Origin of the sequence: Enterobacter cloacae complex sp. S3 (assembly GCF_014930495.1) — a bacterium.
GTDB lineage: Bacteria > Pseudomonadota > Gammaproteobacteria > Enterobacterales > Enterobacteriaceae > Enterobacter > Enterobacter asburiae_B.
The window spans coordinates 1-25,918 of record NZ_JADBRD010000045.1 but is presented as its reverse complement, the minus strand read 5'-3'; the positions used below and the strand labels follow the sequence as shown (position 1 = coordinate 25,918).

General features: G+C 59.1%; 23 protein-coding genes. 12 read left to right on the top strand and 11 right to left on the bottom strand.

Going from position 1 to position 25,918, the window contains the following annotated elements:
- The first annotated feature begins 66 nt into the window (after positions 1-66).
- The 6 genes from uhpA (at position 67) to nepI (ending at position 6,829) form a co-directional block, all read left to right on the top strand.
- Positions 67-660 (top strand): transcriptional regulator UhpA, encoded by a 594-nt coding sequence (gene uhpA, locus IM317_RS20930; protein WP_032626676.1) that lies wholly within the window; start codon positions 67-69, stop codon positions 658-660.
- A complete protein-coding gene (uhpB, locus tag IM317_RS20925; RefSeq protein ID WP_033144333.1) occupies positions 657-2,129 on the top strand; it encodes a signal transduction histidine-protein kinase/phosphatase UhpB in 1,473 nt (490 codons plus the stop codon). The genes uhpA and uhpB overlap by 4 nt, the downstream gene beginning before the upstream one ends.
- Complete coding sequence (locus IM317_RS20920; RefSeq protein ID WP_033144332.1) at positions 2,122-3,441, top strand: MFS transporter; 1,320 nt, start codon at positions 2,122-2,124, stop codon at positions 3,439-3,441. The genes uhpB and IM317_RS20920 overlap by 8 nt, the downstream gene beginning before the upstream one ends.
- A 140-nt stretch (positions 3,442-3,581) precedes the next feature.
- Complete coding sequence (gene uhpT, locus IM317_RS20915; protein WP_033144331.1) at positions 3,582-4,973, top strand: hexose-6-phosphate:phosphate antiporter; 1,392 nt, start codon at positions 3,582-3,584, stop codon at positions 4,971-4,973.
- A gap of 110 nt (positions 4,974-5,083) precedes the next feature.
- Entirely contained in the window at positions 5,084-5,536 is a 453-nt protein-coding gene (locus tag IM317_RS20910; RefSeq protein ID WP_033144330.1) for a DUF1198 domain-containing protein, read from the top strand.
- A 102-nt stretch (positions 5,537-5,638) separates the two neighbouring features.
- Positions 5,639-6,829, top strand: a complete 1,191-nt coding sequence (nepI, locus tag IM317_RS20905) for a purine ribonucleoside efflux pump NepI (RefSeq protein ID WP_033144329.1) — start codon at positions 5,639-5,641, stop codon at positions 6,827-6,829.
- Positions 6,830-6,942: 113 nt separating this feature from the next.
- Here nepI and IM317_RS20900 read toward each other — a convergent pair whose 3' ends face one another.
- The 6 genes from IM317_RS20900 to IM317_RS20875 all read right to left on the bottom strand — a co-directional run bounded on the left by IM317_RS20900 (position 6,943) and on the right by IM317_RS20875 (position 12,868).
- On the bottom strand, positions 6,943-7,848 hold the full coding sequence (locus IM317_RS20900) for a DMT family transporter (RefSeq protein ID WP_029741863.1): 906 nt from the start codon (positions 7,846-7,848) through the stop codon (positions 6,943-6,945).
- A 150-nt stretch (positions 7,849-7,998) separates the two neighbouring features.
- The gene (locus IM317_RS20895; protein ID WP_033144328.1) at positions 7,999-9,378 is read right to left on the bottom strand and encodes a carbohydrate porin; all 1,380 of its coding nucleotides are present in this window, start codon (positions 9,376-9,378) and stop codon (positions 7,999-8,001) included.
- A gap of 136 nt (positions 9,379-9,514) precedes the next feature.
- Entirely contained in the window at positions 9,515-9,817 is a 303-nt protein-coding gene (locus IM317_RS20890; RefSeq protein WP_029741865.1) for a PTS lactose/cellobiose transporter subunit IIA, read from the bottom strand.
- Between the two features lie 5 nt (positions 9,818-9,822).
- The gene (locus tag IM317_RS20885; protein WP_033144327.1) at positions 9,823-11,199 is read right to left on the bottom strand and encodes a glycoside hydrolase family 1 protein; all 1,377 of its coding nucleotides are present in this window, start codon (positions 11,197-11,199) and stop codon (positions 9,823-9,825) included.
- 17 nt (positions 11,200-11,216) lie between these two features.
- Positions 11,217-12,542, bottom strand: coding sequence for a PTS sugar transporter subunit IIC (locus IM317_RS20880; RefSeq protein ID WP_023309840.1), 1,326 nt, complete (start codon positions 12,540-12,542; stop codon positions 11,217-11,219).
- Positions 12,543-12,553: 11 nt separating this feature from the next.
- Positions 12,554-12,868 carry a PTS sugar transporter subunit IIB gene (locus tag IM317_RS20875; protein WP_023333974.1) on the bottom strand — a complete coding sequence of 105 codons (315 nt, stop codon included), beginning with the start codon at positions 12,866-12,868 and terminating at the stop codon, positions 12,554-12,556.
- A gap of 293 nt (positions 12,869-13,161) precedes the next feature.
- Between IM317_RS20875 and IM317_RS20870 the strand changes: the two genes are divergently transcribed.
- Positions 13,162-14,112, top strand: a complete 951-nt coding sequence (locus IM317_RS20870) for a LacI family DNA-binding transcriptional regulator (protein WP_033144326.1) — start codon at positions 13,162-13,164, stop codon at positions 14,110-14,112.
- Between the two features lie 45 nt (positions 14,113-14,157).
- Here the strand turns inward: IM317_RS20870 and IM317_RS20865 are convergent, their stop codons facing one another.
- The 5 genes from IM317_RS20865 to IM317_RS20845 form a co-directional block, all read right to left on the bottom strand.
- Positions 14,158-14,454: a YicS family protein gene (locus tag IM317_RS20865; protein WP_023309843.1), complete on the bottom strand. Its 297-nt coding sequence runs from the start codon at positions 14,452-14,454 to the stop codon at positions 14,158-14,160.
- A 121-nt stretch (positions 14,455-14,575) separates the two neighbouring features.
- A complete protein-coding gene (locus IM317_RS20860) occupies positions 14,576-15,940 on the bottom strand; it encodes an efflux transporter outer membrane subunit (RefSeq protein ID WP_033144325.1) in 1,365 nt (454 codons plus the stop codon).
- Positions 15,940-19,050 (bottom strand): efflux RND transporter permease subunit, encoded by a 3,111-nt coding sequence (locus IM317_RS20855; RefSeq protein ID WP_033144324.1) that lies wholly within the window; start codon positions 19,048-19,050, stop codon positions 15,940-15,942. Before IM317_RS20855 ends, IM317_RS20860 begins: the two co-directional genes overlap by 1 nt.
- Complete coding sequence (locus IM317_RS20850; RefSeq protein WP_033144323.1) at positions 19,050-20,171, bottom strand: efflux RND transporter periplasmic adaptor subunit; 1,122 nt, start codon at positions 20,169-20,171, stop codon at positions 19,050-19,052. Before IM317_RS20850 ends, IM317_RS20855 begins: the two co-directional genes overlap by 1 nt.
- A gap of 148 nt (positions 20,172-20,319) precedes the next feature.
- Positions 20,320-20,889 carry a TetR/AcrR family transcriptional regulator gene (locus IM317_RS20845; protein WP_033144322.1) on the bottom strand — a complete coding sequence of 190 codons (570 nt, stop codon included), beginning with the start codon at positions 20,887-20,889 and terminating at the stop codon, positions 20,320-20,322.
- A gap of 186 nt (positions 20,890-21,075) precedes the next feature.
- On the opposite strand from IM317_RS20845, the gene IM317_RS20840 reads away from it, so the two are divergent.
- The 5 genes from IM317_RS20840 to IM317_RS20820 all read left to right on the top strand — a co-directional run.
- Complete coding sequence (locus IM317_RS20840) at positions 21,076-21,495, top strand: GNAT family N-acetyltransferase (RefSeq protein ID WP_033144321.1); 420 nt, start codon at positions 21,076-21,078, stop codon at positions 21,493-21,495.
- A 147-nt stretch (positions 21,496-21,642) separates the two neighbouring features.
- Complete coding sequence (nlpA, locus tag IM317_RS20835) at positions 21,643-22,443, top strand: lipoprotein NlpA (protein WP_033144320.1); 801 nt, start codon at positions 21,643-21,645, stop codon at positions 22,441-22,443.
- 122 nt (positions 22,444-22,565) lie between these two features.
- The gene (locus IM317_RS20830) at positions 22,566-23,345 is read left to right on the top strand and encodes an MBL fold metallo-hydrolase (RefSeq protein ID WP_033144319.1); all 780 of its coding nucleotides are present in this window, start codon (positions 22,566-22,568) and stop codon (positions 23,343-23,345) included.
- Positions 23,346-23,371: 26 nt separating this feature from the next.
- Positions 23,372-24,325 (top strand): GlxA family transcriptional regulator, encoded by a 954-nt coding sequence (locus IM317_RS20825; RefSeq protein ID WP_033144318.1) that lies wholly within the window; start codon positions 23,372-23,374, stop codon positions 24,323-24,325.
- A gap of 183 nt (positions 24,326-24,508) precedes the next feature.
- Positions 24,509-25,918: ShlB/FhaC/HecB family hemolysin secretion/activation protein (locus IM317_RS20820; RefSeq protein ID WP_227010967.1), on the top strand; the 1,410-nt coding region annotated here is incomplete at its 3' end.

Below are 25,918 nucleotides of genomic sequence, written 5' to 3'. Positions count from 1 at the left end.
AGGCGTCGCGCTTGCAGGCCGGATAAGCGCAGCGCCATCCGGCGTTTTCAGACCGCAGGAAGACACATGACCACCATCGCTCTCATCGACGACCACCTTATCGTCCGCTCCGGCTTTGCCCAGCTTTTAAACCTCGAACCGGATTTTCAGGTCGTGGCCGAGTTTGGCTCCGGTCGCGAGGCGCTGGCGGGCCTGCCGGGGCGCGGGGTGCAGGTCTGTATCTGCGACATCTCGATGCCGGATCTCTCCGGGCTGGAGCTGCTAAGCCAGCTGCCGAAAGGGATGGCGACGATCATGCTGTCGGTCCACGACAGCCCGGCGCTGGTCGAGCAGGCCCTCAACGCGGGCGCGCGCGGCTTTCTCTCCAAGCGCTGTAGCCCCGACGAACTGATCGCCGCCGTGCGAACCGTCTCCACCGGCGGCTGCTATTTAACGCCGGATATCGCCATCAAGCTGGCGGCCGGACGTCAGGATCCGCTCACCCGACGCGAGCGCCAGGTGGCTGAGAAGCTCGCGCAGGGGATGTCGGTGAAAGAGATTGCCGCCGAGCTGGAGCTGTCCCCGAAAACCGTGCACGTCCACCGCGCCAACCTGATGGAAAAACTCAACGTCAGCAACGACGTCGAGCTGGCGCGCCGCATGTTTGACAGCTGGCAATGAGTTCCGCTTTTTCACGGCTGATCGCCGTTGTCGCCAGCTTTTTTATCTTCTCCGCCGCCTGGTTTTGCCTGTGGAGCATCAGCCTGCACCTGGTGGAACGCCCGGAGCTGGCGGTGCTGCTGTTTCCCTTCGGCCTGCGTCTGGGGTTAATGCTCCAGTGTCCGCGCGCCTACTGGCCCGTTTTGCTCGGTGCTGAATGGCTGATGCTGGTCTGGCTGGCGCAGGAGGTTGCCCTCGCGCACCTGCCCTTATTGATGACCGGAAGCCTGCTCACGCTTCTCCCGGTTGCCCTCATTTCCCGCTACCGCCACCAGCGCGACTGGCGCACGCTGCTGCTGCAGTCGCTTCCGTGGATCGGCGAGAAGGAGATGCTCAACGCCCTGCTGCTGACCCTCACCGGCGGCCTGACGCTCGCGCCAACCTGTCTGGTGATCTGGCACTACCTCACCAGCACCGTCTGGCAGCCTCTCGGCCCGGCGCTGGTTTCCCAGCCGGTGAACTGGCGCGCCCGGCACCTCATCTGGTATCTGCTGCTGTTTGTGGTGAGCCTGTGGCTCCAGCTTGGCCTGCCCGCCGAGCTTTCTCGCTTCACGCCGTTTTGTCTGGCGCTGCCGATTATCGCCCTGGCCTGGCACTACGGCTGGCAGGGGGCGCTGATCGCCACGCTGATGAACGCCATCGCGCTGATCGCCAGCCAGACCTGGCACGATCACCCTGTGGATTTACTGCTTTCCCTGCTGGCACAGAGCCTGACCGGGCTGCTGCTCGGCGCGGGCATTCAGCGCCTGCGCGAGCTGAACCAGTCCCTGCAAACCGAGCTGGCGCGCAACCGCCGTCTGGCGGAGCGTCTGCTGGAAACCGAAGAGAGCGTGCGGCAGGAGGTCGCCCGCGAGCTGCACGACGATATCGGCCAGACCATCACCGCCATCCGCACCCAGGCGGGCATTGTCCAGCGCCTGGCGGCAGAAAACGCAGGCGTGAAGCAGGGCGGGGCGCATATCGAACAGCTTTCGCTGGGCGTCTATGATTCCGTTCGTCGCCTGTTAGGACGGCTGCGCCCGCGCCAGCTTGACGACCTTACGCTGGAGCAGGCGGTGCGTTCCCTGATGCGCGAGATGGAGCTGGAAAGCCGCGGAATAGTCAGCCATCTCGACTGGCGCATTAACGAATCTACGCTCAGCGAAGGCCAGCGCGTGACGCTGTTCCGCGTCTGTCAGGAGGGGCTGAACAACATCGTCAAGCACGCCAGCGCCAGCGCGGTCACGATCCAGGGCTGGCAGCAGGACGACAGCCTGAAGCTGATAATTGAAGACGACGGCTGCGGCCTGCCGCCGGGTTCCGGCCAGCAGGGCTTTGGCCTGGCGGGCATGCGCGAGCGCGTGAAGGCGCTGGGCGGCACGCTGAACCTCTCCTGCACCCACGGGACGCGCGTCAGCGTCAGCCTGCCGCTACGGAGTTACCATGTTTAAAACCCCTGCCAGCGCCGCGCCGATTGGCGATAAAGCGGAAATCGACGCCCGCTACCGCTACTGGCGTCGCCATATCCTGATGACCATCTGGCTCGGCTACGCGCTGTTCTACTTCACCCGCAAAAGCTTCAACGCCGCCGCGCCTGAAATCCTCGCCAGCGGCGTGATGACGCGCACCGATATCGGCCTGCTGGCGACGCTGTTTTACATCACCTACGGCCTGTCGAAGTTCTTCTCCGGCATCGTCAGCGACCGCTCCAATGCGCGCTATTTCATGGGCGTTGGGCTGATCGCCACCGGGGTGGTGAATATCCTGTTTGGCTTTTCGACGTCGCTTTGGGCCTTTGCCCTGCTGTGGGCGCTGAACGCCTTTTTCCAGGGCTGGGGCGCGCCGGTCTGCGCCCGCCTGCTCACCGCCTGGTATTCGCGCAACGAGCGCGGCGGCTGGTGGGCAATCTGGAACACCGCGCATAACGTCGGCGGGGCGCTGATTCCGATGGTGGTGGGGGCGGCGGCGCTGCACTACGGCTGGCGCGCGGGGATGATGATTGCCGGTGGCCTGGCGATAATTGCCGGGCTGTTTCTCTGCTGGCGCCTGCGCGACCGGCCGCAAACCGTCGGCCTGCCTGCGGTGGGCGACTGGCGGCATGACGAAATGGAGATTGCCCAGCAGCAGGAGGGCGCGGGGCTGACCCGCAGGGAGATCCTCACCAAGTACGTGCTGAAAAACCCTTACATCTGGCTGCTGTCGCTCTGCTACGTGCTGGTCTACGTGGTGCGCGCGGCGATCAACGACTGGGGCAACCTGTACATGTCCGAGACGCTCGGCGTGGATCTGGTGACCGCCAACTCGGCGGTGACGATGTTCGAGCTGGGCGGGTTTATCGGCGCGCTGGTGGCGGGCTGGGGATCGGACAAGCTGTTCAACGGCAATCGTGGACCGATGAACCTGATTTTCGCCGCCGGGATTTTGCTCTCCGTCGGCTCGCTGTGGCTGATGCCGTTCGCCAGCTACGTGATGCAGGCGGCGTGCTTCTTCACCACCGGCTTCTTCGTGTTTGGCCCGCAGATGCTGATCGGCATGGCGGCGGCAGAGTGTTCGCACAAAGAGGCGGCAGGCGCGGCGACGGGCTTTGTCGGGCTGTTTGCCTACCTCGGCGCATCGCTCTCCGGCTGGCCGCTGGCGCGGGTGATCGACGTCTGGCACTGGAGCGGATTCTTTGCGGTGATCGCCATCGCGGCGGGGATTTCCGCGCTGCTGCTGCTGCCCTTCCTGCACGCGCAGGCGCCGCGCGAGGTGAGCGAAGCGTGATGCGTCTCACCTTTTCACCCCGAATGGCGCAAAACCAGGAAATTTTCCCGGTTTTACCTGGACGCTGTCTCAGGCATCTCTCCCGGCTGATTTTTACAATGCCTGCCATTCGCAGGTAAAAATCAGCTCAGGAGCAAACCATGCTGGCCTTCCTCAACCAGGTGCGCAAGCCGACCCTGGATCTGCCGCTCGACGTGCGGCGCAAGATGTGGTTCAAACCGTTCATGCAGTCCTATCTGGTGGTCTTCATCGGCTACCTGACCATGTACCTGATCCGCAAAAACTTTAACATCGCGCAGAACGACATGATCTCAACCTACGGGCTGAGCATGACGCAGCTGGGGATGATTGGCCTGGGCTTCTCCATCACCTACGGCGTGGGTAAAACCGTCGTTTCCTACTATGCGGACGGCAAAAACACCAAGCAGTTCCTGCCGTTTATGCTGATCCTCTCCGCCATCTGTATGCTCGGCTTCAGCGCCAGCATGGGCGCGGGCTCCGTCAGCCTGTTCATGATGATCGCCTTCTACGCCCTGAGCGGCTTCTTCCAGAGTACCGGCGGGTCGTGCAGCTATTCCACCATCACCAAATGGACCCCGCGCCGCAAGCGTGGTTCGTACCTCGGCATGTGGAACATCTCCCACAACCTCGGCGGGGCGGGGGCGGCTGGCGTAGCGCTGTTTGGCGCAAACTACCTGTTCGACGGCCACGTGATCGGCATGTTTATCTTCCCGTCGATTATCGCCCTGATTGTCGGCTTTATCGGCCTGCGCTACGGCAGCGACTCCCCGGAATCTTACGGCCTCGGCAAAGCCGAAGAGCTGTTCGGCGAGGAGATCAGCGAAGAGGACAAAGAGACCGAAGAAAACGAGATGTCCAAATGGCAGATCTTTGTTGAGTACGTGCTGAAAAACAAAGTGATCTGGCTGCTGTGCTTCTCAAACATCTTCCTGTACGTGGTGCGTATTGGTATTGACCAGTGGTCGACCGTATATGCCTTCCAGGAGCTGAAGCTCTCTAAAGAAGTGGCGATTCAGGGCTTCACCCTGTTTGAAGTGGGCGCCCTGGTCGGCACCCTGCTGTGGGGCTGGCTCTCGGATCTCGCCAACGGTCGTCGTGCGCTGGTGGCCTGCGTCGCGCTGGCGCTGATTATCGCCACGCTCGGCGTCTACCAGCACGCCAGTAACCAGTACATTTACCTGGCGTCCCTGTTCGCGCTCGGCTTCCTGGTGTTTGGTCCACAGCTGCTAATCGGCGTGGCGGCAGTCGGCTTCGTACCGAAAAAAGCGATCGGCGCCGCCGATGGGATTAAAGGCACCTTCGCCTACCTGATCGGCGACAGCTTCGCCAAGCTGGGTCTGGGGATGATCGCCGACGGCACGCCAATTTTCGGCCTCACCGGCTGGGCGGGCACCTTCGCGGCGCTGGATGCGGCAGCCATCGGCTGTATCGTCCTGATGGCGATGGTAGCGGTGCTGGAAGAACGTAAAATTCGCCGTGAGAATCGTGCGCAGAAATTAAAAACAGCCTGAGTATGCAGGTAACTTCTTTGCCCGGTGTGTGATGCCGGGCTTTTTTATGGCTGTCGCTGTCGACGCCCTGCGTTTCCCGCTATGATGAGCGGCTATTCATAGGAGAACGCATGGTCTGGATAATGCTGGCAACGCTTGCCGTGGTGTTTGTGGTGGGATTTCGCGTCCTGACCTCAGATTCCCGCCGCGCCATCAAACGTTTGAGCGAGCGTCTGGGGATCACCCCGATGCCGGTCGAGTCGATGATCGACCAGTTCGGTAAAACGCCCGGCAATGAGTTTATCCGCTACCTTGAGCGACCCGACGAGGCGCATCTGCAAAACGCTGCGCAGGTGCTGCTGATCTGGCAGGTTTGCATCGTCGACGGCAGCGAGGAGAACCTGCACGCCTGGCACCGCATGCTGCGTAAAGCCCGCCTTGCCGCACCCATTACCGATGCGCAAATTCGTCAGGCGCTTGGCTTCATGCGCGAGATGGAGCCCGATCCGCAGGAGCTAAACGCTTTCCAGCTTCGCTATAACCAGCTCTTCCTGCCGGAAGAGGGCGTGTTTTACCTGCACTGATCCCCTGTAAAAACGACAAAAGTTGTCAAATCGTTAAATCCGTCACACTTTTGATGATAAACTGCGCGACTTTTCCGCACGTTTTTATCTTCAGGTGACGCCATGACAGAACATATCCAGCCCACGACCAGACCGCAGACCAAAGAGGTTTCTCGCCCCAACTGGTCGGCCGTTTTCGCCGTGGCGTTCTGCGTCGCCTGCCTGATTACCGTTGAGTTTCTGCCGGTGAGCCTGCTGACGCCGATGGCGCAGGATTTGGGCATTTCTGAGGGCGTGGCGGGGCAGTCCGTCACCGTTACCGCCTTCGTGGCGATGTTCGCCAGCCTGTTTATCACCCAGGTGATTGGCACCATCGACCGCCGCAAGGTGGTCATTCTGTTCAGCGTGCTGCTGACGCTCTCCTGCCTGCTGGTCTCCTTCGCGGAAAGCTTCACCCTGCTGCTGCTGGGGCGCGCCTGCCTGGGGCTGGGATTAGGCGGCTTCTGGGCGATGTCGGCCTCGCTGACCATGCGCCTGGTGCCCGCGCGGACGGTGCCAAAAGCGCTTTCCGTTATCTTCGGTGCGGTCTCTATCGCGCTGGTGATCGCCGCGCCGTTAGGCAGTTTCCTCGGCGGGATTATCGGCTGGCGTAACGTCTTTAACGCGGCGGCGGTGATGGGCCTGCTCTGCATCATCTGGGTGTGGAAAGCGCTGCCGTCCCTGCCGGGCGAAGCGGCGCACCACAAACAGAACATGTTCGCGCTGCTGAAGCGCCCCGGCGTGCTGGCGGGGATGACCGCCATCTTTATGTCCTTTGCCGGGCAGTTTGCCTTCTTCACCTATATCCGCCCGGTGTTTATGACCATGGCGGGCTTTGACGTGGACGGCCTGACGCTGGTGCTGCTGAGCTTTGGTATCGCCAGCTTTGTCGGCACCTCGCTGTCTTCCCAGTTCCTGAAACGCTCCCTGAAGGTGGCGCTGGCGGGTGCGCCGCTGGTGCTGGCAGCGAGCGCGGCGGTGCTGGTGCTGTGGGGCAGCGATAAGTGGGTGGCGTCTGCCATCGCGATTATCTGGGGGTTGGCCTTTGCCCTGGTGCCGGTGGGCTGGTCGACGTGGATCACCCGCACGCTGGCCGATCAGGCGGAAAAAGCCGGGTCGATTCAGGTGGCGGTGATCCAGCTGGCGAACACCTGCGGCGCGGCCATTGGCGGCGTGGCGCTCGACCATTTGGGGCTGACGTCACCTCTGGTGATCTCCGGCACGCTGATGCTGCTGACCGCGCTGCTGGTGGCGGGGAAGGTTAAGGCGAAGTAAGTCAATTTCCCCCCTCACCCCGGCCCTCTCCCCAAAGGGGCGAGGGTGAAAAGACAGCACCGAGCCGTCCCCTCTCCCCTGTGGGGAGAGGGTTAGGGTGAGGGGACATCAGGCTACGCCGATGTCTGAACCCGTCTTCTCGAATCCATTGAAATCAACACTACCGACGACACAATCAATAGCGTCCCCAGCCAGTCCGGCAGGGTGAACGCCACTCCCAGCAAAATCACCGACAGCAGCGCGCTGCTCAGCGGCTCGGCGCAGCTCAGAATGCTCGCCTTCGGCCCGCCAATCATCTGCGCGCCTTTCAGATACAGGCTGAACGTCAGCGCCGTGCCAATCACCACCAGGTAGAAAAACGCCAGCAGCAGGCTGCCGTCAATCACAAAGGTGGTCCCGCGCCCGGCGTAGAACGGCGTCAGCATTAACCCGGCAATCAACATGCTCCAGCCGACAATCGGCAGCGTGCCGTAGCGGGCGATCAGCGTTGACGGATAGGTGGTGTAAAACGCGGCGGCAAACGCCGAGGCGATGCCGAAGAACAGCGCGGCAGGCGAGATGGAGAGCGAGGTTGGGTCGCCGTGGGTGACCAGCAGAAACGTACCGACAAGCGACGTCATGATGGCCGACAGCACAAACACGCCGGGACGCTTTTTCCGCGCCAGGGCGAACCAGGCCACGATAATGGTCGGCGAGAGGAACTGCAGCACGGTAGCGGTGGCTGCGTTGGATTTCTCAATCGTCAGCAGGAAGGTGAGCTGCACGGTGAGCGCGCCGACGAGTGAGAAAATCAGCAGGCTGAGGGCGTCTTTGCGATGTTTGATGACCGAGAAAATCTTATCGCCGTGCACGAAAGAAAGCGTCAGCAGGATCACGCCGGTAAACAGCAGGCGAACCATGGTCAGGTAAGGCGAAGAAATGTGGCTTTTCTCCATGATGTACTGCGCGCAAACGCCGGAACTGCCCCATAAAACGGCGGCGATCAGGACGTTTAGCATCCCTTTACGTGTGGAACCCATTTTCTCCCCTGCGATGTTGTCGTTAATTCGGTCAACAGCATAGCATGGTTGCGTGCGGCCTGATGCCCTCACCCCGGACCGTACACCCACGGGGAGAGGGAGCAAACACTAAAAACGGCAACTTGCGTTGCCGTTTTGCTTCTACCTTGCCTAGAACCACGCCTCCCACATCGCGCCGACGTTGAAGTCGTCGAGCGTTTCGTCTTTGGTGTTGTTCACGCGCGCGGTGCGTTCGTTATCCACTTTGCCGCCGGTCACGTAGAAGCGCAGCATCGGGCGGAACTCCGGCCCCATGGCGATAGACATGTTCTGGGACAGGGTCAGCTTCCAGCCCTTGTTGTCGCCGCCGTTGTCGTAATCAACATGCTGCCAGCCCGCTTCCAGCCAGGTGGAGTGAACGTCGTTCCACCAGTGCATTGGTCGCACGATGGCGTTGTAGTTTTTGCGGTTGTCGGTCTTATCGCGGCTGTTGTCGTAGTCGTGGAAGGCGAGGATGTACTCCACCTGCGTGGCCTGGGTGAATTTGTACAGCCCTTCGAAGCTGGCGTAGACCGTGGTCAGATCCTCGGTTTTGTTGAACACGCTGTTGTCCGCGTTATCGGAGTAGCGGGCGATCACCTTGTTCACGCCGCTGTCGTTGGTGTGGCTCAACACCACGCCGCCTTGCCACGCGTTCAGACGCTCGTCGCTCTCCACCGCCTTGGAGTCAAAGCCGTAGTTGGCGTACAGCTCCATGTCGATCGGGCCAAGCTTCATGCCGTGGATTTTTGAGGTCGCGGCGTAGTTGCCTTTGTCGCCCGTGCCGGAACCGCCGGTACAGGTGATGCGCGACGGGTTGGCTTCATCTTCCATCACTTCCGGGCTACAGGATTCCACCGCCGCCACGGCGGCCACGTCGAACTGCACGCCGCCGATGTCGAAGTTCTTCACCCCGGCGCCCTGGCCGTCGTGGTTCATCCAGAAGTAATCGTTGATGCCCTGCTGCGGACGCTGGTGGAAGTCACGGCCTGCCCAGAAATAGGCGTTCGGGTTGGAGGCCATAATGTTGGTCACCCCCGCGTAGGCTTTTTTCAGGTTAACTTCGTCGCCCCAGTGGTCGATCATCACGTTAACGTCCCAGATGGCGCCGTTTTCACCCTTGAAGGCCTTGGATAGCTGGAATTCCCCGCCGTTGCCTTCGTTGCCCAGACGACCAATGGCGGACGCGCCGTTGTACGAGCCGTCCACCGCCACGTATTTCTGATCGGCGGCCTGGAAGTGCGCGCCGTAGCGGGCGTAGCCGGTAAATTTAATTCCGAACGGGATCGCCATATCCGGAGATTGCGCCGCGCTTTGCGGCTCGGTCACCACGTCCGCTTTTTTCGCGACCGCCGCATCCATTTTAGCCTGACGTTCGGCCAGGGCTTTATCCACCGCTTTCGCCACAATGGCGTCGATTTGCTCCTGGGTGAATTCCTGTGCGAGCACGGAAATTGGGCAAAGCGCGGCGATAACCGCCATGGTTAATGGAAGTTTTTTAATCGTATTCATGGTTATCTCAATATAGTTTAATTTTATTCAGACAATAACCATCCCGCTCCGATCTGACAGAGTATGTCGCTATCATCAGAACAAGTGGATCTCTATTTAGGGTACAGAGGTATTACAATAATTATTTCGCCATAGACTATCTCTGATATAAATGAATAATTTCTTCGGACAGTTCACGCGCTAATAAGGAATTCATTAAATGATCCTGCGCGTGCACCATAATTAACGTCATCGGCTGGCGGCCTTCGCCCGCATCCTGCTCGATCAGTTTGGTCTGCATCTTGTGCGCCTGGCGCGCGTAGCCGTCGGCTTCGCGCAGCAGGCTTTTGGCTTCGTCAATATTGCCCTGGCGCGCCGCGTGCAGCGCTTCAAAGCACAGGCTGCGGGACTGTCCGGCATTGACGATAATTTCCATTACGGCTTCTTCTAATGCGATCATCATCATTACTCTTTTTCAAAACTATTATTTAACGCGGTGGCGGCAAACCACTCTCCGCTTTTCTTAATGGTGCGTTTCTGCGTCTCTAAATCGAGCTGGATAAATCCGTAGCGATTTTTATACGCGTTGCACCACGACCAGTTATCAATAAACGTCCACATATGGTAGCCGAGACAATTGCACCCTTCGCTAATACCCTTATGCAGCCAGGCTAAATGTTCGGAAATAAACTCGATGCGGTATTGATCGTTAATCTGGCCATTTTCAATAAAGCGCTGCTCGTTTTCGACGCCCATGCCGTTTTCAGAAATAAAGCAGCGTGGGTTGCCGTAATTGTCGCGCAGGTTGACCAGAATATCGTAAATACCCGGCTCGTAGATTTCCCAGCCGCGGTACGGGTTCATCTTGCGGCCCGGCATCTCGTAATTATCGAAGAACCACTCCGGCATAAACGGCGCCTGCGGGTTCACCGCGCTGTCGCGACACTTCACGCGACGCGGCTGATAGTAGTTCACGCCGAGCAGGTCGATTTTCCCTTCCGCTATCAGGAAACCGTCTTCCGGTTTACAGGCGGGTAATTGATCGCAGGATTTCAGCAGCGCTACGAGATCTGCCGGGTATTCGCCGCGCAGGACCGGGTCAAGGAAGCTGCGGTTAAACATCAGATCCGCGATGTGCGCCGCCTTCACGTCTGCCGGGTTCTGCGAACGCGGGTACGACGGCGTCAGGTTCAGCACGATCCCAATCTCCCCCGCGTAATGCCCGGCGCGGTAGGCCTGAACCGCCTTCGCATGGGCCAGCACGGTGTGATACGCCACGGTGGCTGCCCGACGAAAATCCACCACGTTCGGGTAGTGGAAATCGTAGAGATAACCGCCTTCCACCGGCACGATCGGCTCGTTGAAGGTAAACCAGTGCAGCACGCGATCGCCGAACAGCTCAAAGCAAATCTGCGCATAGCGGGCGTAGGCGTCCACCACGTCGCGGTTTTCCCAGCCGCCGATCTCCTGCATCGCCATCGGCATGTCGAAATGGAACAGGGTCATAAACGGCGTGATGCCCTGTTCATTCAGCTCATCAATGACCTGATTGTAAAAATCGACCGCTTCCGGGTTCACTTCACCGATACCGTCGGGGATCAGGCGCGCCCAGCTAATCGAGGTGCGAAAGCTGTTGTGGTTCAGCTGCTTTAACAGCTGAATATCCGTTTTCCAGTGCTGATAAAACGTGGAGGTCTGCTGCGGCCCCACGCCGTTGTGAAAACGGTTTGGCTCGCGGGCAAACCAGTAATCCCACGTGGTTTCCCCCTCTCTTGCCCCTTCCGTCTGGAGAGCGGAGCTTGCGCTGCCCCACCAGAAGTTATCGGGAAATGCGTATTTCATGACTCTTCCTCTTTGACTTAATTGCTGGCGGTCTCGGCGGCGCCGACGGTTGCCTGGGCCTTCTGCTCTTCGTTTTTGATGAGCGTACGCTCATAGGCGCGCAGGAACGGCAGGTACATCAGCGCGGACATCACCATACAGACCAGGCACATCACCACCGGGCTCAGCGCCCAGTTTGCCGCCCACGAGGCGCCAATCGGTGCAGGGGTGGTCCACGGGGTTAACGAGACGACCTGCGCCAGCCAGCCGAGCTTGGTTGCCGCATACGCCAGGCAGGCGTTGACCAGCGGAACGAACACGAACGGGATAAACAGCATCGGGTTCATGATGATCGGCGCGCCGAACAGAATCGGTTCGTTGATGTTGAAGAAGCTTGGCACCACGCCCATTTTGCCGATGGTGCGCAGGTGGGTAACGCGGCTGCGCAGCAGCAGGAACGCCAGCGGCAGCGTGGAGCCTACGCCGCCAATCAGCAGGTAGTGATCCCAGAAGCCCTGGAGGTAAACGTGCGGCAGCGCCGCGCCGGCCGCCAGCGCCGCCTGGTTTGCGGAGAGGTTTGCCATCCAGAACGGGTTCATGATGCCGGTGACGATCAGCGAGCCGTGAATACCGGCGAACCAGAAGATCTGGCACAGCAGCACGGAGAGCAGAATGGCGGGCAGGGAGTCAGAGGCGGACACCAGCGGCTCAAGCAGGTGCATGATCGCCTGCGGGATAATCATCCCGGTCTGCGCTTCGATGAAAAGGTTTAGCGGGTGCAGCGTGCCGATCACCACCATCACCGGGATCAGGATTTCAAACGAGCGCGCCACGCCGGTTGGCACTTCCTTCGGCAGGCGAATGGTCACGTTGTTCTGCTTCAGCCACGCGTAAACGCGGGTGGCGTAAATTGCGGTGATCAGGGCGGTGAAGATGCCCTGGCCGGAGAGATACTGGGTCGAAATTTTGCCGTCGGCATAGGGGGCGGCGACCAGCAGGAAGGCCATAAAGGCCAGCAGGCCGGACATCACCGGGTCGAGGTTGAACTGACGCCCCAGGCTTGCCCCAATCCCCACCGAAATGAAGAAGGTCATCACGCCCATGCTGAGGTTAAACGGCAGCATCAGCTGTTCGCGATAGGTCTGGGAGAAATCCAGCCAGCCGCGGGCAAAGCTGTTGGTGGTATCCGCCGAGAAAGGCGGGAAGATGAACACCAGCATAAACGAGCCGATGATCATAAACGGCAGCGCGGCGGTAAAGCCGTCGCGGATGGCAATCACATACTTTTGCTGGCCCAGCTTTGCGGCCAGCGGGGTAATTGACTGCTCAATCACCGCGACCATGGATTGATATAACGAACTCATGTGAACACCTTTTAGTGTGCCGCTTCGATGAGCGACAGAGCATAGTCCAGTACTTTATCGCCACGCTGCATGCCGTAGTCCATCATGTCGATGGGCTGCACCGGAATGCCTTGCGTCGCCGCCTTGTCTGAGAGTGTCTGTAACATGTATTTCACTTGCGGTCCGAGAAGGACAACCTGGTATTGCGGAAACTGCGTATCAAATTCGGAAACACCGTACGCATCAATCTTCACCGGCAAACCACGCTCTTTCGCGACATCGACCATTTTGCTGACCAACAGGCTGGTGGACATCCCGGCAGAGCAGCACAGCATAATCTTGAACATCGACAACCATCCTCTAAATGTAAAAAGTTATTGCGAGGTTGATTGGACATTATACGGAAACCGGTTTCCATTCATAAAAGACAGAAGTGTGACAACCATCAAGATCCCTTACTTATGAGGCTAATTAACCGGATGTGGGTCACATAATTTGGCTGTTTTTACATCATTTTGAGTGGAAACGGAAAATCGGTTTCCATGGAAAACGGAAACGGATATACTCCGTTCTGGCTATAATGTGAGCCGAAGCGGTGATGGAATTTGCAGGCGCGAGGTAAGCCTGCCAGGGGAAAGAGATGTCGACAATCAATGATGTATCACGTCTTGCCGGGGTGTCTAAAGCCACGGTATCGCGAGTGTTGAGTGGGTCGCGTGGCGTAAAGGAAGCCAGCCGTCAGGCCGTTCTGAAGGCCGTGGATGAGCTGAACTATCGTCCCAACGTGATTGCCCAGTCGCTGCTGAGCCAGTCGACGGGCTGCATTGGAGTCATTTGCGCGCAGGAAAATATTAACCAGACCACCGGCTATCTCTACGCGCTGGAAAAACAGCTCAGCCAGCATCAAAAACACCTCCTGCTGCGCTTCGCGCACAGCAAGGCGGAAGTGATGCACGCCCTTGAAGAACTTTCCTGCGGACTCTGCGATGATATCCTGGTGATTGGCGCCCGTTTCCCGCTGGACGTGGAGATGGACAACGTCATTCTGGTGGACTGCATGGAGTCTGATAATTCCAACAGCATTCAGTTCGATCACGCCTTTGCCGCCGAAACCGCATGTAACTACCTCACCAGCCAGGGGCGTCGCCAGATTGCGCTGATCCACCCCCACGGCAGCGGTTTTGCCGACCAGGTGCTGCTCGGCTACAAGCACGCGCTGGAGAAAAATTTCCTGCCTTTTAATCGCAGCCTGGTCTTTATGGACGCGACTTCTTCATCCGTTGCGCTGCAGGAGCTGCTTAACAACGCCAGCACCCTGAATTTCAACGCGCTGCTGGTGGCGGACGAGCAGGAAGCCCAGCGGGTGATCCCGCAGCTGCAGGCGTTTAATAAATCGGTGCCGGACGACATTATGGTCTTCAGCCTTGCCGGATCGCTGCACCTGCCGGGCATTCCGGTGATCCCGGCGATTGAATATTCCATGGACGCGATGGCGGCGCGTATTGTGAGCTGGCTGACGGAGAAAACGCAGATGCTCGGGTCCTATGTTCTGCGCGGGGATCTCATCATTCCGGATATGCGGAAGCGTTAAACATGTTTTCCAGGCCGGGTAAGCGCAGCGCCACCCGGCGGGAATTCAATAATCTTCCATACAATCCACCTGACCAATCGCCCCCCAGTAGGCATCCAGGTTGTCGCGCTTCACGGCGGTGATGGCATTTTTAATCAGCAGCTGATTGGCCTCGGACGACAAAATCATCTCCTGCCAGGCTTTATCGCTCTGCTTTTTCTGTGGCGTACAGGTTTTCTTAATATCTTTAAGGACCTGCTGCTTTATTTGCGCCTCTTTCGCGGGGTCATCCTTTTCCTGAGCATGGACAAACGCGGCGAAGAGCAGACAAACCAGCAGGCAGACCAGGTGCGCAGCTTTCATCAACAACCCCCTTTAGAAGTCACATGCTTCCCATGAAATATATCGTTACATTCAGTGTAGCGACGCCAGCCGAAAGTATGAATTTTCTCTTCACCGCCTGTCATGAACTTCCCGGCAAGCGCTACTGAATACCGCCCCCCAGCGACTGCCACAGCGTGATGCGGTTCTCCAGGTCGGTTTGCTGCAGCGCGATCAGCGATTCCTGCGCCGACCACAGCGACCGCTGCGCGGTCAGTACCGTCAGATAATCCCCCGCGCCCGCCTTATAGCTGCGCGTTGCCACGTCCAGCGTTTTTTGCTCCGCCGCGACGTATTCGCGCTGGGCGTCGAGCTGTTCGCTCAGGGTTTCTCGTCGCGCCAGCGCGTCGGCCACGTCCTTAAACGCGCTCTGGATGGCTTTCTCATAGGTGGCGATCAGCCCCTTCTTCTCCGCTTCCGCGTAGCGCAGCTGCGCCAGGTTGTTTCCGCCGCTGAACAGCGGCAGGGTGATGGACGGCGCGAACGACCAGACCTTCATCCTGTGGCTGAACAGGGAGGAGAGCGAGTCGCTGCCGACGCCCGCGCTGGCGGTCAGTGAAATGGTCGGGAAGAAGTTGGCCCGCGCCGCGCCGATGTTGGCGTTGGCGCTCAGCAGGTTATGTTCCGCCTCCTGAATGTCCGGGCGGCGCAGCAGAGCGCTGGAGCTGACGCCCGCCGGGATCAGCGTGATGGCATTGTCGCTCAGGCTCTCCAGCGTGCCGGGAAGCAGGTTGTCCGGCACCGTATCGCCCGCCAGCAGATTAAGGGCATTTTTGTCCTGCATCACCAGCGTCCGGTAGCTTGCGACGCTGGCGCGCGCCTGCTGGTACACCGCCATTGCCGAGCTGACGTCCGTGGCGGCCGCCACGCCAACGTCCTGCTGGCGCTTCACAATCTTCAGCGAATTCGCCGCGCTCTCCAGCGTGGATTTCGCCAGCGCCAGGTTGCTGTTATCCGCCGCCAGCGTCACCCAGGCCGTGGTCAGCTCGCTGACCATCGTCAGGCGCGTGTTCTGCGCGGTGAACTCGCTGGCAAGCCAGGTTTCACGCGCGGCGCGGGAGAGGCTCTGGTTGCGGCCAAACAGATCCAGCTCGAAGCTGGAGACCGCGCCGTTGGCTTCATCGCTTGTCGCGACGCCGCTTGCCAGCGTGCGGCTGCGGGTGTGGCTCAGCTCCGCGTCCACCGTCGGGAACAGGGACGAGCGCGTTTCACCGTACTGGGCGCGGGCGGCGTCGATATCAGCAATCGCTTTTTGCACGTCGCGGTTGCTGTTAAGCGCCATCGTCACCACGCTTTTCAGCCGCGCATCGTTCATCACCTGCTGCCACTGGCTCACCACGGCGGTGGCTTCGCCGTGCGCGCCGGGCAAGGTTGCCGGGACGGGTGCGTCCGGGCGTTGCCAGGTTGGATCTAACGACACACAGCCCGCGCTCAGCAGGGCTAACGCTAAAATAGATACACGAAACATTATGACCTCCGGTTTGCGTGCTTACCGGAGAACAGACGTTTCACCAGTACAAAGAATAAGGGGACGAAGAAGATCGCCAGCAGCGTCGCGGCCAGCGTCCCGCCGATAATGCCGGTACCGATCGCCACGCGGCTGTTGGCGCCTGCACCGGTTGCCACGGCCAGCGGCGTAACCCCTGCGATAAACGCCAGCGAGGTCATGATGATCGGCCGCAGACGCGTCTGGGCGGCACGCAGCGCGGCGCGCGTCAGAGAGTACCCTTCAGCGACTTTGGCTTCGGCAAACTCGACAATCAGGATGGCGTTCTTCGACGACAGGCCGATAGTGGTGAGCAGCGCCACCTGGAAGTAAACGTCGTTGTTCAGGCCGCGCAGCGAGGCGGCCATGGCCGCGCCCAGCACGCCAAGCGGGATCACCAGGATGACCGAAATCGGCACCGACCAGCTCTCATACAGCGCTGCCAGGCACAGGAACACGACGAGGATGGAGAGGGCATACAGGCTCATCGCCTGACCGCTCGCCAGTTTTTCCTGCAACGACAAACCGCTCCACGCCCAGGTGCTGCCGGACGGCAGGCTGTTTGCCAGCTGCTCCATTTTGCCCATCGCCGTGCCGGAGCTCGCGCCGCTAGCGTTTTCTCCCTGAATCTCATACGCCGCCGAGCCGTTGTAGCGCACCAGGCTTTCCGGGCCGTACTCCCAGCGGGTGGTGGCAAAGGCGGAGAACGGGGTCATGGTGCTGTCACTGCCGCGCACAAACCATTTGTTGAGATCCGACGGCACGGCGCGGGTGTCGCTGTCGCCCTGGATGTAGACCTTTTTCACGCGGCCGCGGTCGATAAAATCGTTCACGTAGGTCCCGCCCCAGGCGCTGGAGAGGGTGTCGGTAACGTCGCTCAGGGACAGCCCCAGCGACACGGCCTTGTTGTTATCGATATCCACCTGAAGCTGCGGCATCTGCGGCAGATCGTTGGCGCGCACGGCGTGCAGCGAGCTGTCCTGGTTGGCTTCGCCAATCAGCTTGTTACGCAGCTTCAGCAGCGCGTCGCGGTCGGTGCCGCCGCTGGCCATCAGCTCAAAGGTAAAGCCGTTGCTCTGGCCCAGGCCGTCCACCGCAGGCGGCGTCATGGCAAAGATGGTCGCATCGCGGATGGCGCTTAGCTCCTGCGTGGCGCGCAGGGCGATGGCCTGCGCGGTGTTTGCATCGCCTTTACGTTCGGACCAGTTTTTCAGGGAGACAAACGCCATCCCGGCGTTCTGGCCGCTGCCGCTGAAGCTGAAGCCCTCAATGGTGAAGATCACGTTGGTGTTGGCTTTCTCTTTCGTGAGGAACCACTCGCGCACCTGGCGGCTGACTTCGGCGGTACGTACCGTCGTCGCGCCGGCGGGCAGGGTGTACTGCACCATGATTTCGCCCTGATCTTCCGTTGGCAGGAAGCTGCCCGGCAGCTTAAGCATGGCGAAGCCCATCGCGCCGCAGAGCAGGGCATAGATAACCAGCATGCCGCCGGAACGGCGCAGGGCGCGCAGGACCTTGTTCTGATAGCCGCGCTCGGTCCTGCTGTAGAAGCGGTTAAACGCGCCGAAGAAGCCCTTTTTGTGCGGCGTCGTGTGGCTCAGGATCGAGCCGCAGAGTGCGGGCGTCAGTGTCAACGCCACCACCACGGAGAGGAACATCGCCGAAATGATGGTGACCGAGAACTGACGGTAAATCACCCCGGTGGATCCGCCGAAGAAGGCCATCGGCAGGAATACCGCAGAGAGCACCAGCGCAATGGCGACCAGCGCGCCGGAGATTTCGCCCATCGATTTCTCGGTGGCTTCCCGCGCGGGCAGGCCTTCGTCGCGCATAATACGCTCGACGTTTTCCACCACCACGATGGCGTCATCCACCAAAAGCCCTATCGCCAGCACCATCGCAAACAGCGTCAGGGTATTGATGGAGTAGCCGAACAGCGCCAGCACGCCAAACGTGCCCAGCAGAACGACGGGTACCGCCAGCGCCGGGATCAGCGTCGCGCGGATGTTTTGCAGGAACAGGTACATCACCACCACCACGAGGATAATGGCTTCGAACAGGGTCTGAATCACGTCCTCAACGGAGATCTTGATGAACTCGGTGCTGTCTTTCGGGTAGGCCACGTCGTAGCCTTCCGGCATCGACTTTTTGAACTCGGCGATCTTGTCTTTTACCGCCGTCGCAGTGTTGAGCGCGTTCGCACCCGGTGAAAGCATCACCGCCATACCCGCCGCCGGGTGGCCGTTCAGCTTCGCAGTGGCGGTATAATCTTCGCTGCCCATCTCCACGCGGGCGACGTCGCTGATGCGCACGATAGCGCCGCTGGACTGGCTCTTCACGATGATGTTTTTAAACTGATCGACCGTCTGCAGGCGCGACTGGGCGCGCACGGTGGCGGTCAGCTGCTGGGCGTTCGACGAGGGCAGCGCGCCGATTTTACCGGCGGAGACCTGCACGTTCTGCGCTTCAATCGCGCTCTGCACGTCGGACGGCATCAGCGAGTAGGACGCCAGCTTCGCCGGGTCAAGCCAGATGCGCATGGCGTATTCCGCCCCAAACACCTGCAGGCTGCCGACGCCCTCCACGCGCGCCAGCGGGTCCTGCATATTGCTCACCAGCCAGTCGGCGATATCCGAGCTGCTGGCGGAGTCGGTTTTGTCGTACACGCCCATGATCAGCAGGAAGTTGCTCTGCGATTTCTCGACGGTAATGCCGGACTGCTGCACCTCGGTCGGCAGGCGCGATTCCGCCTGCTGAACTTTGTTCTGCACTTGCACCTGGGCGGTGTCCGGGTCGGTTCCCTGCTCGAAGGTGACGGTAATGCTCACCGACCCGTCCGAGCTGCTGGTGGAGGTGAAGTAGAGCAGGTTATCCAGGCCGGTCAGCTGCTGCTCGATCACCTGCGTCACGCTGTTTTCCAGCGTCTGCGCGGAGGCACCGGTGTAGGTGGCAGAGATTTTGATCGACGGCGGGGCGACGTCCGGGTACTGCGCGACCGGCAGCGTACGGATCGCCAGCATCCCGGCGAGCATGATAAGAATGGCGATAACCCAGGCAAAGACCGGGCGACGCACGAAGAAGCGGGAAAACATCAGGCTTTTCCTCCCGCAGCTTTCATCTCTTCGGCCTTCACTTCCTGCCCGGCGGTCACTTTGTCGATACCTTCCACAATCAGCTTGTCGCCCGCCTTGAGGCCGCTCAGCACCAGCCATTTGTCGCCGTAGGTGTCGCCCGTCTCCAGCTGACGCTGCTCGACCTTATTGCTGGCATTCACCACCAGCGCGGTGGCGGTGCCTTTGGCATCGCGGGTGATGCCCTGCTGCGGGGCGAGGATCGCGTCGTTCATGATGCCTTCATCCACCCTGGCGCGAACGAACATCCCCGGCAGGAGCTGGTGCTGCGGGTTCGGGAAGACGGCGCGCAGCGTGACCGAGCCGGTTGATTCATCCACCGCCACTTCGGTTAACGCCAGGCGGCCTTTCTCACCGTAGGTGCTGCCGTCTTCGAGGATTAAGGAGACGCTTAGCGTATCGCTATTGGTGGCAAGGATTTGCCTGCGTAAACGCAGCAGATCGGCGCTGGAACGCGTGAGATCGACGTACATGCTGTCCAGTCCGCGAACGGTGGCGAGCGCGGTATCCTGCTGGGCGGTCACCAGCGCGCCGGGCGTGACGGAGGAGATGCCGATGCGTCCGGCAATCGGCGCGGTAACGGTGGTCCAGTTGAGGTTAATGCGCGCGCTCTCCTGCGCGGCCTTCTTTGACTCGACGCTGGCCTTGTCCTGCGCGCAGGTGGACTTCGCGTCCTCTGCGTCCTGGCGCGACACGCCGTCGTCTTTCACCAGCTGCGCATAGCGCTGGGCCTTCTGGCAGTCGGCCGCTACCAGCGCCTGAGCCTGCTTCAGCGCCGCGGCGGCTTCATCAAACGCCGCGCGGTAGCTGGAAGGGTCAATTTGATACAGCGCCTGTCCGGCTTTCACGGCATCGCCTTCGGTGAACAGCCGCTTCTGGATAATGCCGCCCACCTGCGGGCGCACTTCGGCGCTCATGGCGGCGGTGGTGCGGCCGGTCAGTTCGCTGACGACGGAAACAGGCTGGCTCATGAGCGTGACAATCCCCACATCCGGAAGAGGACGCTGGGGAGCAGATGTTTGCGCATTATCGCACCCGGTCAGGAGAAATAATGCCGCGATGGAGGTTGTTATGTTTTTCATAATCTTTTTCCAGGGTGAACGACGCCAGCCCCGTTAATGGCTTAACGGGGAGGAGGACAATTTAAAGGCACAGCGATACCGCATCTCCGGCTGAGCCAGAAATGTAAAAAAGGGGAATTACTTATTCCCGCTAATTATTCATATGCGATTACTTCGCAGAGAAAAGCATATTTAAAATATCCTGATAAAGGGGTTCTAATTGTTCTGACGGGACTTTTAAGGGGGTTAATCGACGATAAATCGTCCCCTCAATCATCACGGCGGTAATCTCCACGCAGCAGCGAATATGCTCGTCGCTCAGGTGGGGAAACTGCTTTTTCAGGTGCGCACAGGCGTTGGCGAACATGCGCGATTCGGCTTCGATCAGCATCGTCGCCACCTGCGGATTACGCGTGGCCTCAGCGGACATTTCCAGCATCAGCGCATCGTCATCTTCGTTGAGGGTCTGTCGCCAGGCGAGCGCCTGCGGCATCCCTTCCACCAGGGTTTTACCCTGCATCTCCTCAATGCGCGAGTCGATGATGCGGCGGATCATCTCTTCGATAATCGCGTCTTTGTTGCTGAAATAACGGTAAATTTGCCCGACGCTGAGCTTCGCCTCGCTGGCGATCTGCGACATGCTGGCGGCGTGAAATCCGCTGGCGCGAAAGCAGCGACGCGCGGCGGTGATGATCTCGTCCTGACGTTGTTTTTGTCGTTCTTCCAGTTTCGTACTCATCGTCGGCTACCGTGTAAAAGTGAGAATGATCGTTCTCAGTATACGTTTTGGGTGCGTATTGGAAAGGCCTTTTTTATTTAGATATTGAGGGAATGTTTCCGTATTTAAAAAATGGAGGGAATGAGGAGTTTTTGTGGAGGTTAAGCTATGAGATATTCAGATTGCATAGAAAATAAGGAGAGAAAAATGCACCTGAGCATAACAAATAATGTAACGCCCGCTGAAAAAGAAGAGTTATTTGTGGGGTTAAGAGCCTATAACGGGCAATTTTTGGATATGGCGACCTTTAGCGGCGACATTGGCGTTTACGTACGAGACGATAAAGGCGTCATGCTCGGCGGGCTAATTGGGGTGCGTAAAGGCGACTGGCTGAATATCGACTATCTCTGGGTCAGTGAGACCGTGCGCGGATCCGGCGTGGGCAGCCAGCTCATCAAAACGGCCGAAGAGGAAGCCAGACGCAAAGGCTGCAAGCACGCGCTGGTCGATACCGCCAGCTTCCAGGCGCGCCCGTTCTATGAAAAACAGGGCTACCGGCTGCAGATGTCTTTGCAGGATTATCCTTATCCGGGCATGCAGCGGCATTATCTGGCGAAAGCGCTTTAAGCCCCGGATCTGTTGGCCGGGTAAGCGCAGCGCCACCCGGCAAAACCCGCATATAACTTATCCTTCTTATTGATTCTTTTTCGGTTTTTATTTCACCGCTTCGTTGTCGATATAGTCACTACAACATTTAGCAAAAGGAACTGTCTTGTGAAACGTCGATTGGGTGCTCTGGTACTTGCTGGCCTGCTGCTGGCAGGGTGCGATCAAAGTGGCAGCGATGCCAAACACATTAAAGTGGGCGTCATCAACGGCGCTGAACAGGACGTGGCGGAAGTCGCCAAAAAGGTGGCAAAAGAGAAATATGGCCTGGACGTGGAGCTGGTCGGCTTCAGCGGCTCGCTGTTGCCCAACGATGCCACCAACCAGGGGGAACTGGATGCCAACGTCTTCCAGCATCGCCCGTTCCTCGCTGAGGATAACAAGGCGCATAACTACAAGCTGGTGGCCGTGGCGAACACTTTTGTTTTTCCGATGGCCGGCTATTCCCGCAAAATCAAATCCGTCTCTGACCTGAAGGACGGGGCGACCATTGCCATTCCAAACGACCCGACCAACCTTGGCCGCGCGCTGTTGCTGCTGCAAAAGGAGAAGCTCATTACCCTGAAGCCGGACACCGGGCTGCTGCCGACGGCGCTGGATATTACCGCCAACCCTAAACAGCTGAAAATTATGGAGCTGGAAGGGGCACAGCTGCCGCGCGTGCTGGACGATCCGAAAGTGGATGTCGCCATCATCAGCACTACCTATATTCAGCAAACCGGGCTGTCGCCGGTGCATGACAGCGTCTTTATTGAAGACAAAAACTCGCCGTACGTGAACATCGTGGTAACGCGCGAAGACAACAAGGACGCGGAGAACGTGAAGACGTTTATCCAGTCGTATCAGTCGCCTGAAGTGGCAAAAGCGGCTGAGACGATCTTTAACGGCGGGGCGGTGCCGGGCTGGTAAACGATCTGACGGAAAACGGGTTGCTTAAATTGGCCCGATTCCATCGGTAATCGCCCTTTAACCCACTGCGGCAAGTGCGACGGCTGGCTATCCTCCTTATCACACCCACCGGAGGATAGCCCATGAACATTACCCACATTCGCAACGCCACCCAGCTGATTTCCTACGCCGGAAAACGTCTTTTAATCGACCCGATGCTGGCCCCGAAGGGGGCTTATCCGGGCTTTCCCGGCACGGCGTATGCCGAACGCCGTAACCCGACGGTCGAACTCCCCGTTGACGTCAACACGCTGCTGGATACCGACGCGGTGATCGTCACCCATACCCATGACGATCACTGGGATCGCACCGCGGCGGAGCTGATCGCCAAAGACAAACCGATCTACGTGCAAAACGATCGTGACGCCGCGCTGCTGCGAAGCCAGGGATTCAGCAACCTGACGGTCATGACCGACGCGACCTTCTTCGGCGATATTCAGATTACGAAAACCCACGGCGGGCAGCACGGCACCGATCGCGCTTACGCCGTGCCGGAGCTGGCGGAGCGTCTGGGCGAGGCCTGCGGCGTGGTGCTGCGTCATCCCGATGAGAAGACGCTCTATCTTGCCGGGGATACCGTCTGGCGTGACGAGGTGGCGGCCGATCTGCAAAAGCACCAGCCGGACGTGGTGGTACTGAACGCTGGCTATGCCCACGTCATTGGTTTTGGGCCCATTATTATGGGGCAGGAGGACGTGCTCAACGTTCATTTCCTGCTGCCGCAGGCCAGCATTGTGGCGATCCATATGGAGGCGATTAACCACTGCCTGTTGACCCGCAGCGCGCTGCGTGAGTACGTTGAAGCCAATCAGGTGAGTGACGCAGTGAGCATTCCCCAGGATGGCGAAACCGTTATATTCTGAGTGCATTAAAGGGAAAGGAGGAACTGATGTCGCTAATCAACGTCGCGATTGTCGCGGTAGACGGGTTCAGCCCGTTCCACTACTCCGTTCCCTGCATTCTGTTTGGCGATTCGGTCTCCGGCGAAAAGCGCTTTAACGTGACGATCTGCGCCGAAACGCCGGGTTTTCTCACCTCAAAAGACGGATTTGCCCTCAACGCCACGCAGGACTACACCGCCATTGGTCAGGCCGATATTGTCGTCGTTCCCTACTGGCAGCACGTCCTTGAACGCCCGCCCCAGACGCTGCTCGACAGCCTGGTGCAGGCGAGAGACAACGGCGCGGAAATCGTCGGGCTGTGTCTGGGATCGTTTGTGCTGGCCTGGGCGGGGCTCCTCGACGGCAAACGTGCGGCCACCCACTGGGAGTTCGAGCATCAGTTCCAGTCCCTTTTCCCGCACGTTCAGCTGGATATCAATGCGCTCTACGTGGATGACGGCAATATCATCACCTCCGCCGGAACCGCGGCGGCGCTGGACTGCTGCCTGTATATCATTCGTCAGCGCTTTGGCAGCGTGGTCGCCAACCAGATTGCCCGTCGGATGATTGTTCCGCCCCACCGCGAGGGCGGTCAGGCGCAGTTCATCGCCCAGCCGGTACCCAAAGATACCCGCGACGGACGCATTAACTGCCTGATCGATTATCTTCAGCAGCACATTACCGAACCGCATAGCCTGGACTCACTGGCGGAGGTGGTTTCGATGAGCCGCCGCACCCTGACCCGTCATTTTATTCAAGCCACGGGGATGAGCGTCGCCGACTGGCTTACCGCCGAACGCCTGCGGCGCAGCCAGCTCCTGCTTGAAGCCGGAAATATGCCGATTGAGCGCGTGGCCGAACTGGTGGGATTTAATTCCGCCGTCACCTGGCGGCAGCAGTTTAAGGCGCGTTTTGGGGTGAGCCCTGCGGAATGGAGAAAAACGTTCCGTCTTCACAGCTAGTGTATTACGGCTAACTCAAGATTTAAGGGTTAGTTAAATCACTTCTTATTTTTTCTTAATCCACCTCTCATTTTTCTGAAAAAATATTTTATTTGCTTCGCCCTAACGCAAATTAGATATACTCGCATTAAGAATGCTCTTATATTTCGAAAATATTAATTGCGAATAAATTTTGTGGCATGGATGAATAGCAATAAAATAGAAAGAAGAATAATTTCATTAGCAAATTATATTATTTTTATCTTATCGGGTGCGCTTTTTTCAGCAAGCGTTAACGCTGCACCCTTGTCGCCAGCCGATCGCGATACTATTCAGCAGCAACAGCAGCAGCTTTTATTACAGAACCAGCAACAGCGTGAAGAGCTGGAGCGGAGTATTCCTCGTCCCGCGCCTGACAGGCCTCTGCCTGCAGCCGGCGCCGGGCCCTGCTTCACCATTGATACCATTACCCTTTCCGGCACGACCCTCATTTCCCCGAAAACCCGGCAGGCCCTTGTTGCGCCGTGGCAGGGCCGGTGTCTGGATATGGCGAAAATAACGGAGCTTCTCGCCCGTATTTCTGACTGGTATATCAGCCGGGGATATATCACCAGCCGCGCCTTTCTTACCGAGCAGGATCTCTCCGGCGGTCAGCTGAATATTGTGGTGCTGGAAGGGCGGCTGGAAGCGATCCGTCTGGAAGGTGAAACGCCGCGCATGCTGAAAATGGCGTTTCCGGGACGGACAGGCGGTATCCTTAATTTACGCGACATCGAACAGGGGATGGAGCAAATTAACCGTTTGCGCGCCGAACCGGTTCAGATTGAAATTCTGCCGGGAACGCAGGCCGGATATTCCATCGTTAATCTCACGGGCAAGCCGGAATTTCCGTTAAGTGCATCCGTGAGCCTGGATAATAGCGGGCAGAAGAGCACCGGTGAAAACCAGCTTAACGGCGTGCTCACCGCCAATAATATGCTGGGGCTGGCGGATAAATGGTTTGTCAGCGGCGGGCGCAGCAGCGATTTTGCCAGCGCGTACGATGCGCAGAATTTCCAGGCGGGCGTCAGCGTGCCGTCTGGCTACGGCCTGCTGGACTACAGCTACGCCTGGAGTAACTACCGGACCACCATCAGTAACCAGGGGTTCAACTGGCTCTCCACGGGCGATACGAAAACCCACCGCCTTAACGCGTCCTGGGTGGTTTTCCGCAACGGGGATGTCAAAACCGGCATTGCGGCGGGCGTGGTTCAGCGCTCCAGCCGCAACTGGCTGAACGACGCGCCGCTTAAGAGCAGCACGCGCAACCTCTCGAGCCTGGTCCTGGGAATTACCCACACGCAAAAAATGCTGGGCGGCGTGGCGACCTTCAACCCGACCTGGAGCCACGGCATGCCGTGGTTCAATGCCGAAACCGACGAAAATAAATCCGGGGATATGCCGCGGGCGGAATTCCGTAAATGGAGCCTGAACGCCAGCTTCCAGCGTCCTGTTGCCCGCAACGCGTGGTGGCTGACCAGCGCCTACGGCCAGTGGTCGCCCGACCGGCTGTACGGCGCCGAGCGCCTGACGCTCGGCGGGGAAAGCTCCGTACGCGGTTTTAAAGAACAGTAC